This window comes from Brevibacterium sp. ZH18 (genome assembly GCF_022748595.1).
Taxonomy (GTDB): domain Bacteria; phylum Actinomycetota; class Actinomycetes; order Actinomycetales; family Brevibacteriaceae; genus Brevibacterium.
This window is the reverse complement of record NZ_JALDSX010000035.1, coordinates 22,527-36,539: the sequence shown is the minus strand read 5'-3', so window position 1 is coordinate 36,539 and position 14,013 is coordinate 22,527. Positions and strand designations below refer to the sequence as shown.

Below are 14,013 nucleotides of genomic sequence, written 5' to 3'. Positions count from 1 at the left end.
TCGTGGGCGGGACCGGGTGGGTGGGGTGGCGTCGGCTTACTTGGCGCGTTCGATGATCTCGACGAGCCGCCAACGCTTCGCAGCCGAAACTGGCCGCGTCTCGGACACGAGGACGAGGTCACCGACACCAGCGGTGTTCTCCTCATCGTGAACCTTGTACTTCACCGACTGGCGGAGGACCTTGCCGTAGAGGCGGTGCGTCTTGCGCTCCTCCACCTCGACGACGATGGTCTTCTCCATCTTGTCAGAAACAACGTAACCACGCACAGTCTTGCGCGAGTTACGATCCGCGGCGCCTGCCTCGGGCTTGGTGGTCTCCGCCATCACTTGTCCTCTTCCTTAGCGTCAGCAGGGTTCGGACGAATGTCCAACTCCCGCTCATTGAGCACGGTATAGATACGAGCGATGTCGCGACGCACAGCCTTCAGGCGGCCGTGGCTCTCCAGCTGGCCGGTGGCCGACTGGAAACGCAGGTTGAACAGCTCGGCCTTGGCCTTCTTGAGCTCTTCGAGCAGACGCTCGTTGTCAAAACCGTCAAGTGCGTCCATGGAAAGGGTCTTCGAACCAATTGCCATATTCACTCACCACCTTCGCGGGCCACGATACGGGCCTTGAGCGGAAGCTTATGGACCGCGAGGCGCAAGGCCTCGCGAGCAACTTCCTCGGACACACCGGCGAGTTCGAACATGACCCGTCCCGGCTTGACATTGGCGACCCACCACTCCGGAGAACCCTTACCGGAACCCATGCGGGTCTCGGCAGGCTTCTTCGTCAGCGGACGGTCTGGGTAGATGTTGATCCACACCTTGCCACCACGCTTGATGTAGCGCGTCATGGCAATACGTGCGGCTTCGATCTGCCTGTTGGTGATGTAGGCGGGCTCGAGAGCCTGGATGCCGTAGTCACCGAAGGACACCGTCGTGCCACCCTTAGCTGCGCCGCCCCGCTTGGGGTGGTGCTGCTTGCGGTATTTCACTCGACGAGGGATCAACATAGCTCAGCCCTCCGATCCGGCCTCAGCCGCAGGGGCTTCGGCGTTGTTCTCAGTCTTCGGCGCTGCGTCGTTCCGGCGCGGTGCTGCTGCGCCTTCCTGACCACGACCACGGCCGCCACGGCCGCGCCCACGGCCCTTGGGGCCACGAGCAGCAGGAGCCTTCGCCTGCTCGGCAGCAAGCTCCTTGTCGGTCATATCGCCCTTGTAGATCCACACCTTGACGCCGATGCGACCAAAGGTGGTGTGCGCTTCGTGGAATCCGTAGTCAATGTTCGCGCGCAGGGTGTGCAGAGGCACACGACCTTCGCGGTAGAACTCTGAACGGCTCATTTCGGCGCCGCCGAGACGACCGGAGCACTGCACGCGGATGCCCTTGGCACCTGCGCGCTGGGCGCTCTGGATCGACTTGCGCATAGCGCGGCGGAATGCCACGCGGCTCGCGAGCTGCTCGGCAACTCCCTGAGCAACCAGCTGCGCGTCGATCTCGGCGTTCTTCACCTCAAGGATATTGAGCTGAATCTGCTTGCCGGTGAGCTTTTCGAGCTGACCGCGGATGCGATCGGCTTCGGCTCCACGACGTCCAATGACAATGCCCGGACGGGCAGTGTGGATGTCGACTCGGACACGGTCACGCGTGCGCTCGATGTTCACCTTCGAGATGCCAGCGCGCTCAAGGCCCTTGGTCATCATCTGACGGATCTTCACATCTTCGAGCACGTAGTCGCTGTAGCGCTGTCCCGGCTTAGTCGAGTCAGCAAACCACTTCGACTTGTGGTCCGTGGTGATTCCGAGTCGGAATCCGTTCGGATTGATTTTCTGGCCCATTAACGATTCCCCTTCCGGCTCTTGCGCTGAGGCAGGTCGTCACCGCTGGCCAGGATCACTGTGACGTGACTGGTGCGCTTCTCAATGCGAAAAGCACGTCCCTGGGCCCGCGGGCGGAACCGCTTCATGGTTGGTCCCTCGTCCACAAACGCTTCGGAGATGACCAGTTCGTTCTCGTCGAACGCAACGCCCTGTTCGTCGGCCCGGATTCGCGCATTGGCGATTCCGGAGGCAACGAGCTTGTAAATCGGATCTGATGCCGATTGTTCTGCAAACTTCAACACTGCAAGTGCTTCGGTCGCCTGCTGACCACGAATGAGGTCGATGACGCGCCGAGCCTTGCGAGGCGTGACGCGCAGGTAACGCGCCTTAGCCTTGGCTTCCATCGCTTCCTTCTCTCTTGTCTAGGATCGAAAGAGTGCCCCGCGTCAGCGGCGGCGACCCTTGCGATCGTCCTTTTCGTGGCCACGGAACGTCCGTGTCGGTGCGAACTCGCCAAGCTTATGTCCGACCATTGCTTCAGTGATGAAGACTGGAACATGCTTGCGTCCGTCATGTACTGCGATGGTGTGTCCCAGGAAATCCGGGATGATCATCGAGCGACGAGACCATGTCTTGATTACATTTTTAGTGTTCTTCTCGTTCTGGCGAGCCACCTTCTGAAACAGGTGTTCGTCGACGAAAGGACCCTTTTTGAGGCTACGAGGCATAAGTCAGTACTCCAATCAGCGCTTCTTGCCGGTCCGGCGACGGCGCACGATGTACTTGTCGCTCTCTTTGTTCGGCCGGCGAGTGCGGCCTTCTGACTGACCCCACGGGCTGACTGGGTGACGACCACCCGAGGTCTTGCCCTCGCCACCACCATGTGGGTGGTCGACAGGGTTCATGACGACACCACGCACGGTCGGGCGCTTGCCCTTCCAACGCATGCGGCCTGCTTTGCCCCAGCTGATGTTCGACTGCTCGGCATTGCCGACCTCGCCGACAGTGGCACGGCAGCGCGCATCAACGTTGCGGATTTCGCCCGAAGGCATCCGCAGCTGAGCGAACCGGCCGTACTTCGCGACGAGCTGCACGGATGAACCGGCCGAACGTGCGATCTTGGCACCGCCACCGGGACGCATTTCAACTGCATGCACCACGGTACCGACTGGGATGTTGCGCAGGGCAAGGTTGTTGCCCGGCTTGATATCTGCGCCCGGTCCGGCTTCCACCTGTGCGCCCTGCTTGAGGTTATGCGGGGCGATGATGTAGCGCTTCTCTCCATCTGCATAGTGCAGCAGAGCGATGCGCGCGGTGCGGTTCGGGTCGTATTCGATGTGCGCGACCTTCGCCGGAACGCCATCTTTATCATGGCGGCGGAAGTCGATGACACGGTACTGACGCTTGTGACCGCCGCCCTGATGGCGAGTGGTCACGCGGCCCTGGCTGTTGCGGCCACCGCGCTTAGGCAGTGGGCGCAGAAGTGACTTCTCCGGTGTAGACCGGGTCACTTCGACGAAGTCGGCGACCGATGAGCCACGGCGGCCCGGGGTCGTCGGCTTGTGCTTACGGATTCCCATGAGTCTTGTCCTTCTTTGACGAAGGATCGCTTAGAGCGATCCACCGAAGATGTCGATTGATCCGTCCTTGAGGGCGACAATGGCACGCTTGGTGTCCTTGCGCTTTCCCCAACCGGTGCGGGTGCGGCGGCGCTTGCCCTGACGATTCAGGGTGTTGACCTTGGCAACCTGCACATCGAAGATCGATTCAATGGCGTGTTTGATCTCAGTCTTGTTCGACGACTGATCGACGATGAAGGTGTACTTTCCCTCGTCCATCAGGCTGTACGTCTTCTCTGAGACGACCGGTGCGACGATGATGTCGCGTGGGTCCTTGAAGTTCAGACTCATGATGCGTCCTCCGATTTGCGGTATCCGCCCAGGAACGTCTGCAGTGCTGCTTCGGTGAACACGATGTCATCGGCGATCAGCACATCATAGGTGTTGAGCTGATCGGAGGTGAGCACGTGAACATGAGGCAGGTTGCGAACGCTGCGCTGAGTGAGCTCATCGTCACGCTCGAGCACCACGAGGGTGTTCTTGCGATCGGACAGGCCAGCCAGAGCGACCTTCGCCTGCTTGGTCGACGGCGCATCGCCGGTGATCAAGTTCTTAACGACGAAAACCTGATCGAGACGTGCGCGATCCGACAGAGCGCCGCGCAGAGCAGCAGCCTTCATCTTCTTTGGGGTCCGCTGCGAGTAATCGCGAGGAACCGGCCCGTGCACGACTCCACCACCGTTGTACTGAGGAGCGCGGATCGAACCCTGACGGGCGTTACCGGTTCCCTTCTGACGGTAGGGCTTACGTCCGCCACCGCGTACTTCGGAGCGGGTCTTTGTCTTGTGTGTACCCTGACGAGCTGCTGCCAGCTGTGCGACGACAACCTGGTGGATCAACGGCACGTTGGTCTGCACACCGAAGATCTCGGCAGGCAGTTCAACGGATCCGGTCTTCGCACCAGCGGCATCGACGACGTCGACTGTCTTGACATCAGTCATATCGTTCAGGCCTCCTTCGCGGCCGAGCGAACGAGAACGACTGCACCCTTGGGGCCGGGAACGGCACCCTTGATGAGCAGGAAGTTGTTCTCGGTGTCCACGGCGTGGATCGTGAGGTTCTGGGTGGTGTGCTTGACTGCGCCCATACGGCCGGCCATGCGCATACCCTTGAAGACGCGACCAGGTGTAGCGGCTCCGCCGATAGAACCTGGCTTGCGGTGGTTACGGTGCGCACCGTGGGAGGCACCGACGCCGTGGAAGCCGTGACGCTTCATGACACCGGCGGTTCCCTTACCCTTGGTCTTTGCAGTCACGTCGACCTTGATCCCGGCATCGAACGTGTCGACTCCGAGTTCCTGGCCCAACGCGTAGTCAGCAGCGTCAGCGGTGCGCAGTTCGACAAGGTGACGGCGTGGTGTCACGCCGGCCTTCTCGAAGTGGCCTGCAGTCGGCTTGTTGACCTTGCGAGGATCGATCTCGCCGAACGCAATCTGCACAGCGGGGTAACCATCGGTTTCCTCGTTGCGGATCTGCGTCACGACGTTGTTTCCGGTGGCCACAACGGTCACCGGTACGAGCTTGTTCTGCTCATCCCACACCTGGGTCATGCCCAGTTTGGTACCCAGAAGGCCTTTGACCTTGCGGGTTGTAGGGAGAGCTGAGGAACGATTGTTCGCCATGTTTCCCTCCCTTAGAGCTTGATCTCGATATTGACGTCGTCAGCGAGGTCGAGACGCATAAGCGAATCGACAGCCTTCGGCGTCGGATCGACGATGTCGATCAGACGCTTGTGCGTGCGCATTTCGAAGTGCTCACGGCTGTCCTTGTATTTGTGTGGCGAACGGATGACGCAGTACACGTTCTTCTCCGTTGGCAACGGCACGGGGCCCACAACAGTCGCACCTGCGCGAGTGACGGTGTCCACGATCTTGCGTGCAGCACTGTCAATCACAGCATGGTCGTACGACTTGAGCCGAATGCGGATCTTCTGTCCCGCCATGGCGTCGTCTCTTTCTTTAGTTACTTCCGGCCATCAACCATCAGGCGAGGTAACTCGTCTGTGGTCTGTGCCGGCTGACCATGACCGACCCCCGAGGTCGGGCGTGTCGGCTAATCCTGGCGGAGAATCTTTCGATTCCCGTTCAAGGCCGACGGCGCTTTTACTCATTGGCTGCTCGGTCCGAACCCGCTCAAGGCAGATTCATCGATCCGATAGTGTTCCGGGCTGTTCGCGGTATTGCTACCGCAGTGCAGGGGTCAACGCCCAAAACGCAACTTCACTATCTTGTCACATACCACTTGATCCGCGCAATTCCAGGCATCTGGGTTGTGAGGCATTTCATCACCGCTGCTAACCGGGCAGTCACGCAGGTCACTCGCCGAGGCGGTACTTCCCTGTGAATGCACGGAACCCCGGTCCAATGGACCGGGGTTCCGATTCGATCGTTCAGGACCGTGGCCCCGAGTTCAAGGCCGAAGCCTTGATGATCGACGTGTGATCAGGCAGTGATCGTCGTGACTCGACCAGCGCCGACGGTGCGTCCACCCTCGCGGATTGCGAAGCGGAGGCCCTCTTCCATGGCGATCGGCTGAATGAGCTCGACCGACATATCGGTGTTGTCGCCAGGCATGACCATCTCGGTGCCCTCAGGCAGCGTGATGACGCCGGTGACGTCCGTGGTGCGGAAGTAGAACTGAGGACGGTAGTTCGAGTAGAACGGGTTGTGGCGTCCACCCTCGTCCTTGCTCAGGATGTAGACCTGGCCCTCGAACTTGGTGTGCGGGGTGATCGAACCCGGCTTGCAGATGACCTGTCCGCGCTCAACCTCTTCGCGCTTCGTGCCACGGAGAAGCAGTCCGACGTTCTCGCCTGCACGTGCGTCAGGCAGAGTCTTGCGGAACATCTCGATGGCGGTGACGGTCGTCTTGGACGACTTCTCCTTGATGCCGACGATTTCGATGTCGTCGTTCGGCAGAAGGACGCCGCGCTCAACACGACCGGTCACGACGGTTCCACGACCGGTGATCGTGAAGACGTCTTCAACAGGCATGAGGAACGGCTTGTCAATGTCGCGCTCCGGCTCAGGAACGTTGTCATCGACAGCCTGCATGAGCTCTTCAACCGACTTGACCCACTTCTCGTCGCCTTCCAGCGCCTTGAGAGCGGACACCTGAACGACAGGAGCGTTGTCTCCGTCGAACTCCTGGCTCGAGAGCAGGTCGCGAACCTCGAATTCGACGAGCTCGAGGAGCTCCTCGTCATCGACCATGTCGGACTTGTTCAGAGCCACGACGATGTAGGGGACGCCGACCTGGCGAGCGAGCAGAACGTGCTCACGGGTCTGCGGCATCGGACCATCGGTAGCAGCAACCACGAGGATCGCGCCGTCCATCTGAGCAGCACCGGTAATCATGTTCTTGATGTAGTCGGCGTGACCAGGGGCATCGACGTGAGCGTAGTGACGCTTCTCAGTCTGGTACTCAACGTGCGAGACGTTGATGGTGATGCCGCGCTCCTTCTCCTCAGGTGCGTTATCCACCTGGTCGAAGGCGCGAGCCTCGTTGAGATCTGGGTACTTGTCCGCCAGCACCTTGGTGATTGCGGCGGTCAGGGTGGTTTTTCCGTGGTCAACGTGGCCGATGGTGCCAATGTTGACGTGCGGCTTAGTCCTATCGAAACTAGCCTTTGCCACTGGGTTCCTCCTCGTGGTTGGCGAAAGATATGCGGTTCATATCTTAGACCTTTTGTTGGTTAACTTTCATTCCGGTGAACATGTTCTTGATCACCGGGGCGATCGGGGACCGGAGATTACTCTCCGCCACGCATCTTCTGGATGATCTCTTCGGCAACTGCCTTCGGGACCTCCGCATAGCTGGAGAAGGTCATCGAATACACCGCGCGACCCTGGGTCTTCGACCGCAGATCTCCGATGTAGCCGAACATCTCCGACAGCGGGACCATAGCCTTGACGACCTTCACACCGGAAGCATCGTCCATCGACTGAATCTGGCCACGCCGGGAATTCAGGTCGCCGATGACGTCACCCATGTATTCCTCAGGGGTGCGCACCTCGACGTCCATGACTGGTTCCAGGAGAACCGGGTTTGCCCGCAGAACAGCCTCTTTGAAGACCATCGAGCCGGCAATCTTGAATGCCATCTCCGAAGAGTCGACATCGTGGTATGCGCCGTCGACCAGAATGGCCTTGACGCCGACCATCGGGTAACCGGCAAGGACACCGAGCTGCATGGCGTCCTGGATACCGGCATCGACGCTCGGAATGTATTCGCGCGGAATACGTCCGCCCGTCACAGCATTCTCGAACTCGTAGATCGTATCGCCTTCAACCTCGAGAGGTTCGAAGGTGACCTGGACCTTCGCGAACTGTCCCGATCCACCCGTCTGCTTCTTGTGGGTGTAATCGTACTTCTCGACTGTCCGACGAATGGTTTCGCGGTACGCGACCTGAGGCTTGCCGACGTTCGCCTCGACCTTGAACTCGCGACGCATGCGGTCGACGAGGATGTCGAGGTGAAGCTCGCCCATTCCGCGGATAACGGTCTGACCGGTCTCCACGTCGAGCTCGACCCGGTAGGTCGGGTCCTCTTTGACGAACTTCTGGATCGCTGCCGACAGCTTCTCCTGGTCGCCCTTCGTCTTGGGCTCGATGGCCACAGAGATGACAGGCTCAGGGAACGTCATCGACTCGAGAGCAATCGGGTTGGCCGGATCGCAGAGGGTATCTCCGGTCGTCGTCTCTTTGAGACCGATGAACGCGTAGATGTGTCCTGCGATTGCCTCTTCGACAGGGTTCTCCTTGTTGGAGTGCATCTGGAAGAGCTTTCCGACGCGCTCCTTCTTTCCACTCGTGGAGTTGAGAACCTGCTCGCCCGACTTGACCTCACCTGAGTACACGCGAACGTATGTCAGGGTGCCGAAGAACGGGTGGGTCGCAACCTTGAAGGCGAGAGCCGAGAAAGGCTCGTCGACGGAAGGCTTGCGGGTGAGCTCCTCTTCCTCGTCACGAGGGTTGACTCCGAGCATCGGAGGCACCTCGAGAGGCGAGGGGAGGTAGTCGATGACTGCATTGAGCATCGGCTGGACGCCCTTGTTCTTGTACGCAGAGCCGCACATAACAGGGAAAGCAGACGAGTTGACGACGAGCGCACGAATGCCGCTCTTGATCTCGTCGACCGAGATCTCTTCGCCTTCGAGGTACTTCTCCATGAGTTCATCGCTGCCCTCAGAGACGTCCTCGACGAGCTGAGCGCGGTACTCTGCAGCCTTCTCCTTGAGATCCTCAGGGATCTCAATCTCGGTCATGTCCTGACCCTTCTTGGACTCATCAGGCCAGATGTAGGCCTTCATCTCAAGCAGGTCGACGACGCCGGCGAAGTCGGCTTCGGAACCGATCGGCAACTGGATAACCAGCGGCTTTGCACCAAGGCGATCCTTGATGGTCTGCACGGTGAAGTAGAAGTCAGCACCGAGTTTGTCCATCTTGTTGACGAAGCACACACGCGGCACGTCGTACTTGTCAGCCTGACGCCACACGGTCTCGGACTGCGGTTCAACGCCTTCCTTACCGTCGAACACGGCGACGGCGCCGTCGAGGACGCGCAGCGAGCGCTCGACCTCGACGGTGAAGTCGACGTGACCAGGGGTGTCGATGATGTTGATCTGGTTGTCGTGCCAGTAGCAGGTGGTGGCAGCCGAGGTGATCGTGATGCCGCGCTCCTGCTCCTGCTCCATCCAGTCCATCGTCGACGCACCATCGTGGGTCTCGCCGATCTTGTAGTTCACACCGGTGTAGTAGAGGATGCGTTCGGTCGTGGTTGTCTTACCGGCATCGATGTGGGCCATGATGCCGATATTGCGGACCTTGTTCAGGTCGGTGAGCACGTCAAGTGCCACGGTGTCTCTCTCTCAATCGATGACTTGATCGACTCCCCCGCTGCCCGGCCGGTGCGCTTCGAACGAAGCAGACCGGCGCGGGTCTTGGGAGGAACGATCACCAGCGGTAGTGGGCGAAGGCCTTGTTGGACTCGGCCATCTTGTGCGTGTCTTCACGACGCTTCACAGCGGCACCGAGGCCGTTGCTCGCATCGAGAATCTCATTCATGAGACGCTCGGTCATGGTCTTCTCACGACGCTGGCGGGAGTAACCCACGAGCCAGCGCAGAGCCAGAGTCGTCGAACGAACTGGACGAACATCGACCGGAACCTGGTAGGTCGCGCCGCCGACACGGCGTGAGCGGACCTCGAGGGACGGACGGATGTTGTCAAGAGCCTTCTTCAGGTTGACAACTGGATCGACGCCGTTCTTCTCGCGTGTACCTTCGAGGGCACCGTAGACGATGCGCTCTGCGGTCGAACGCTTGCCGTCCAGCAGGATCTTGTTGATCAGCTGAGTGACGATCGGTGAGCTGAAGACCGGGTCGATGACGATCGGTCGTTTGGGTGCAGGACCTTTACGTGGCATTACTTCTTCTCCCTCTTCGCACCGTACTTGCTGCGAGCCTGCTGACGGCCCTTGACACCCTGGGTGTCGAGCGAACCGCGAACGATGCGGTAACGCACACCTGGCAGGTCCTTGACACGGCCACCGCGCACGAGCACGATCGAGTGCTCCTGCAGGTTGTGTCCTTCGCCTGGGATGTATGCGGTCACTTCGATCTGGCTCGAAAGCTTGACACGAGCGACCTTGCGCAGAGCCGAGTTCGGCTTCTTGGGAGTGGTGGTGTACACGCGGGTGCACACGCCACGACGCTGCGGGCTGCCCTTCAGGGCAGGAGCGTCGGATCCTGCGGGTTTGACATGCCGTCCTTTGCGGACGAGCTGCTGGATTGTTGGCACTAAACGTTCTCCATTGCTTCTCGATAGACCTAATTCCCACATTGGCCATGGCATCAGCCATGTTTGTGAACCGTGGGACATATCCGACTGAACACCGGGTGAAGCTTGGCCCCCGATGCCAGTATTCGCGCGCCGCCATGCACCCTTCGCTCGGGTGTGTCGCGAGGACACAAGACCAGCGAGAATGACACGTCAGCGGCCTGCTTCGACGAATTCTCACACTGATCCGGGTCTCACAAAATGCCCGGGATGATCATTCGACGACGCAGATAACACAATCAGTCGCATCTCAGAATATCGCGCCCCGGTGCATCAGGTCAAAACCAGGGGTTGCGCCGTCCACGACAGGCGTTCTCCTTCCTTGACTCGTTCAAAAGAACGCGGCATGCTGAGTGTGTGGCTGAGAAGAATCATGAACACGACGACGAAGCGTCCGCAGCATTGCGGAAGAGCTCTCTTCGCGTGACGAAGCAGAGGGTCGCGGTCCTCCAGTCGGTGTGCGATCATCCGCATGCGGACACGGAGACCGTTCTCCGCGCGGTCAGGGAGCGCCTCCCCGAGGTCTCCCATCAGGCCGTGTACGACTCGCTCCACACTCTCACCGAGGTCGGGCTTGTGCGGAGCATTCAGCCGTCCGGGTCTGTTGCCCTCTACGAGAGGCGCGTCGGAGACAACCACCATCATCTCGTGTGTCGATCCTGCGGTCTCATCGTCGATGTCGACTGCACGATCGGGCAGGCCCCGTGTCTGACGCCCTCGCATGACGGAGGTTTCGTCATCGAGCAGGCCGAGGTCACCTTCTGGGGTCTGTGCCCGGAATGTGCTGCGTCCGCAGCGACTCCGCCTCAGCCCGACCTGTCCTCTGCTGTCTGAGCGGCCTTCACGCTCGGACAGCTCGGCAGATCATCGCGCGAGCTCACCACTACACCTCTGACCTCACACGAGTCCTGTCCGGACTCGCCAGCGAAAGGAACACGATGACCGATTCGACGACAGCGGGCGGCTGCCCCGTCGCCCACACCAGCACGGCAAAGGCAGATGAGTCCACGACTGATGCCCTTGTCAATCCCGTGCAGGGAGACGCAAACTCACATTGGTGGCCAAACCGCCTGAATCTGAAGATCCTCGCCAAGAACCAGCCTGCACGCGACCCCATGGACGAGGGCTTCGACTACGACGCCGAGTTCGCCAGCCTCGACTACTACGCGCTCAAAGCCGACATCGAAGAGCTTCAGAACAGCAATTCCGCCTGGTGGTCGGCCGACTTCGGTACCTACGGTCCGTTCATGATCCGCATGGCGTGGCACTCGGCCGGAACCTACCGTGTCCAGGACGGTCGCGGCGGCGGCGGCGAAGGACAGCAGCGCTTCGCTCCGTTGAACTCCTGGCCCGACAACGTGGGCCTGGACAAGGCCCGCCGTCTGCTGTGGCCGGTCAAGAAGAAGTACGGCAAGAAGATCTCGTGGGCCGACCTGTTCATCCTCGCCGGGAATGTCGCGCTCGAGTCCATGGGCTTCAAGACCTTCGGCTTCGCCGGTGGTCGTCGCGACGTGTGGGAGCCGGACAACGACGTCTACTGGGGCTCGGAGAACGAGTGGCTGGGCACTGACAAGCGCTACGTCGGCAACCGCGAGCTGCAGAAGCCGTTGGCGGCGACGACCATGGGCCTCATCTACGTCAATCCCGAGGGACCTGAAGGCAAGCCTGATCCGCTGGCAGCCGCTCACGATATCCGTGAGACCTTCGCCCGAATGGCTATGAATGACGAGGAGACTGTCGCCCTCATCGCCGGTGGTCACACCTTCGGCAAGACACATGGCGCAGGACCCGAGTCCCATAAGGGCGCCGATCCAGAGGGCGCGCCGCTCGAAGAGCAGGGACTGGGCTGGAAGAGCGACTTCGGCACGGGCCAGGGCAACGACACCATCGGCAGCGGCATCGAGGTCACCTGGACCTACCACCCGACCCGTTGGGACAACGAGTTCTTCCACATCCTCTTCGCCTACGAGTGGGAGGTCTTCGAGAACGAAGGCGGTCACCTGCAGTGGCGTCCGAAGGACGGCGGCGGAGACGATATGGTCCCGATGGCGCAGGGCGACGGCCGTCGCGAGCCGCGTATGCTCACCACCGACCTCTCTCTGCGTTTCGATCCCATCTACGGTGAGATCTCGCGTCGTTTCAAGGATGACCAGAAGGCCTTCGAAGACGCCTTCGCCCGTGCCTGGTTCAAGCTCACCCACCGTGACATGGGCCCGTCGACTCGCTACCTCGGGCCCGAGGTCCCCAGTGAAGAGCTGATCTGGCAGGACCCGGTTCCGGAGGGCACTCCGCTCGACGCCGCCGGCATCGAGGCTGTCAAGGCAGCTGTTCGCGAATCGGGCCTGAGCGTCTCGCAGCTCGTCTCGACCACGTGGGCCGCCGCCTCGTCGCACCGTGTCTCCGACAAGCGCGGCGGTGTCACCGGTGGACGTCTGCGCCTCGAACCGCAACGCAGCTGGGAAGCCAACGAACCGCAGAAGCTGGCACAGGTCATCCCTGTCCTCGAAGGCATCGCCGCTGACACCGGTGCCTCATTCGCCGATGTCGTCGCCATTTCCGGTGCCGTCGGCGTCGAAACTGCTGCCAAGGCTGCAGGCTTCGTCGTCACCGTTCCGGTCTCGACCGGCCGCGGTGACGCCACACAGGAGCAGACCGACGTCGATTCGTTCTCGTACCTCGAGCCGACTCACGACGGATTCCGCAACTACCTGACAGAGGGCCTGCCCCTCAAGGCCGAGTACCTCCTCCTCGATCGAGCCAGCCTGCTCGGGCTGACTCCGAGCGAGATGACTGTGCTCATCGGCGGCCTGCGCGTCCTCGGCGCCAACTACGAGGATTCCGATCTCGGAGTCTTCACAGACCGTCCGGGCGAACTGAGTAACGACTTCTTCGTCAACCTGCTCGAGCTCGGCAACCTCTGGAAGCCAGTCGGCGAGTCGGACTCCGCCAACGTCTACGAGTGCTTCTCCCCCGAGGGTGAGAAGCTGTGGACCGGCAGCCGCATCGATCTTCTCTTCGGTGCGAACTCGGAACTGCGTGCCATCGCCGAGGTGTACGCCTCCGATGACGCCAAGGAAAAGTTCGTCAACGACTTCGTCAAGGCCTGGAGCAAGCTCGTCGAGGCTGACCGCTTCGACCTGCACCGCTGAGAGGCTGACGGCGTCAATCGCTGACGCTTCAAAGGCATCACCTGCCCAGCTGCATGACTGTGCCCCCACCGGCAACGGTGGGGGCACAGTCATCTCCGCAGCGCAGTCCCCGATTGGCCGTCATTCGTCTGGCTGTCGTCGCTGTTCTCTTCTGGCGCGTGGAGTTCTGCCCGTTTGAACTCTGCACGTACGAACTCTGCACGCTCGAGATCTATCCGCCCGAACCAGTGGCTCCGCTGGTGCCATTCCCGCCAAAGCCGCTCCCTCCGCCCTGGGGGCCGCCCTGCTGTCCTCCCTGCTGCCCGCCCTGTTGTCCGCCCGGCTGACCACCTGGCCCGCCTGCACCTCCCGGCCCGCCTGCACCTCTGGGGCCGGAGCCCTGGCTAGAGTCGGACTGGTTCGACATGATCACCGTCGAGGCCCCGACCGCTCCCCCGGCCAGTCCGCCCACAACGAACAGGGCGGCTCCCGCGAACACAGCGGGCATGAGCGGAATTCTTCGCTTCTTCGCTGTGGGTCGCGCCCCCGCGTAGGCGGCGGAACCCGAGGATGTGTCCTGCTCCGGGCCGGGATTCTGATTCTCTGTCATGGGATCTCCTTCGTAGTC

17 protein-coding genes and 1 pseudogene are annotated in these 14,013 nt (G+C 61.0%); 2 read left to right on the top strand and 16 right to left on the bottom strand.

The window, feature by feature from the left end; genetic code table 11:
• Nucleotides 1–36: 36 nt before the first annotated feature.
• The 15 genes and pseudogenes from rpsQ to rpsL form a co-directional block, all read right to left on the bottom strand.
• Nucleotides 37–324, bottom strand: a complete 288-nt coding sequence (gene rpsQ / locus MPN20_RS12430) for a 30S ribosomal protein S17 (protein ID WP_242782612.1) — start codon at nt 322–324, stop codon at nt 37–39.
• Nucleotides 325–359: 35 nt separating this feature from the next.
• Nucleotides 360–575 (bottom strand): annotated as a pseudogene (gene rpmC, locus MPN20_RS12425) (50S ribosomal protein L29); the annotation flags it as partial.
• Nucleotides 576–577: 2 nt separating this feature from the next.
• The gene (gene rplP, locus MPN20_RS12420; RefSeq protein ID WP_242782610.1) at nt 578–994 is read right to left on the bottom strand and encodes a 50S ribosomal protein L16; all 417 of its coding nucleotides are present in this window, start codon (nt 992–994) and stop codon (nt 578–580) included.
• Between the two features lie 3 nt (nt 995–997).
• Entirely contained in the window at nt 998–1,819 is an 822-nt protein-coding gene (rpsC, locus tag MPN20_RS12415) for a 30S ribosomal protein S3 (RefSeq protein ID WP_009883563.1), read from the bottom strand.
• Nucleotides 1,819–2,205 (bottom strand): 50S ribosomal protein L22, encoded by a 387-nt coding sequence (gene rplV / locus MPN20_RS12410; protein ID WP_242782609.1) that lies wholly within the window; start codon nt 2,203–2,205, stop codon nt 1,819–1,821. Before rplV ends, rpsC begins: the two co-directional genes overlap by 1 nt.
• A 42-nt stretch (nt 2,206–2,247) precedes the next feature.
• On the bottom strand, nt 2,248–2,529 hold the full coding sequence (rpsS, locus tag MPN20_RS12405; protein WP_242782608.1) for a 30S ribosomal protein S19: 282 nt from the start codon (nt 2,527–2,529) through the stop codon (nt 2,248–2,250).
• 15 nt (nt 2,530–2,544) lie between these two features.
• On the bottom strand, nt 2,545–3,381 hold the full coding sequence (rplB, locus tag MPN20_RS12400; protein WP_242782606.1) for a 50S ribosomal protein L2: 837 nt from the start codon (nt 3,379–3,381) through the stop codon (nt 2,545–2,547).
• Between the two features lie 30 nt (nt 3,382–3,411).
• Complete coding sequence (gene rplW, locus MPN20_RS12395; protein WP_242782604.1) at nt 3,412–3,711, bottom strand: 50S ribosomal protein L23; 300 nt, start codon at nt 3,709–3,711, stop codon at nt 3,412–3,414.
• Nucleotides 3,708–4,361: a 50S ribosomal protein L4 gene (gene rplD, locus MPN20_RS12390; protein WP_242782603.1), complete on the bottom strand. Its 654-nt coding sequence runs from the start codon at nt 4,359–4,361 to the stop codon at nt 3,708–3,710. Before rplD ends, rplW begins: the two co-directional genes overlap by 4 nt.
• A gap of 5 nt (nt 4,362–4,366) precedes the next feature.
• Nucleotides 4,367–5,041 carry a 50S ribosomal protein L3 gene (gene rplC, locus MPN20_RS12385; protein WP_242782602.1) on the bottom strand — a complete coding sequence of 225 codons (675 nt, stop codon included), beginning with the start codon at nt 5,039–5,041 and terminating at the stop codon, nt 4,367–4,369.
• Between the two features lie 11 nt (nt 5,042–5,052).
• Nucleotides 5,053–5,361, bottom strand: a complete 309-nt coding sequence (gene rpsJ / locus MPN20_RS12380; protein ID WP_009379191.1) for a 30S ribosomal protein S10 — start codon at nt 5,359–5,361, stop codon at nt 5,053–5,055.
• 499 nt (nt 5,362–5,860) lie between these two features.
• Nucleotides 5,861–7,054, bottom strand: coding sequence for an elongation factor Tu (tuf, locus tag MPN20_RS12375; RefSeq protein WP_242782601.1), 1,194 nt, complete (start codon nt 7,052–7,054; stop codon nt 5,861–5,863).
• Nucleotides 7,055–7,170: 116 nt separating this feature from the next.
• Nucleotides 7,171–9,276: an elongation factor G gene (fusA, locus tag MPN20_RS12370; protein WP_242782600.1), complete on the bottom strand. Its 2,106-nt coding sequence runs from the start codon at nt 9,274–9,276 to the stop codon at nt 7,171–7,173.
• A 97-nt stretch (nt 9,277–9,373) separates the two neighbouring features.
• Nucleotides 9,374–9,844, bottom strand: a complete 471-nt coding sequence (gene rpsG, locus MPN20_RS12365) for a 30S ribosomal protein S7 (RefSeq protein ID WP_242782599.1) — start codon at nt 9,842–9,844, stop codon at nt 9,374–9,376.
• Entirely contained in the window at nt 9,844–10,218 is a 375-nt protein-coding gene (gene rpsL / locus MPN20_RS12360) for a 30S ribosomal protein S12 (RefSeq protein WP_242782598.1), read from the bottom strand. The genes rpsG and rpsL overlap by 1 nt, the downstream gene beginning before the upstream one ends.
• Before the next feature lie 396 nt (nt 10,219–10,614).
• On the opposite strand from rpsL, the gene MPN20_RS12355 reads away from it, so the two are divergent.
• Both MPN20_RS12355 and katG read left to right on the top strand, forming a co-directional pair.
• Entirely contained in the window at nt 10,615–11,091 is a 477-nt protein-coding gene (locus tag MPN20_RS12355; RefSeq protein ID WP_242782597.1) for a Fur family transcriptional regulator, read from the top strand.
• 104 nt (nt 11,092–11,195) lie between these two features.
• Nucleotides 11,196–13,406, top strand: a complete 2,211-nt coding sequence (katG, locus tag MPN20_RS12350; protein WP_242782596.1) for a catalase/peroxidase HPI — start codon at nt 11,196–11,198, stop codon at nt 13,404–13,406.
• Between the two features lie 211 nt (nt 13,407–13,617).
• Here the strand turns inward: katG and MPN20_RS12345 are convergent, their stop codons facing one another.
• A complete protein-coding gene (locus tag MPN20_RS12345; protein WP_242782595.1) occupies nt 13,618–13,995 on the bottom strand; it encodes a hypothetical protein in 378 nt (125 codons plus the stop codon).
• Nucleotides 13,996–14,013: the final 18 nt, after the last annotated feature.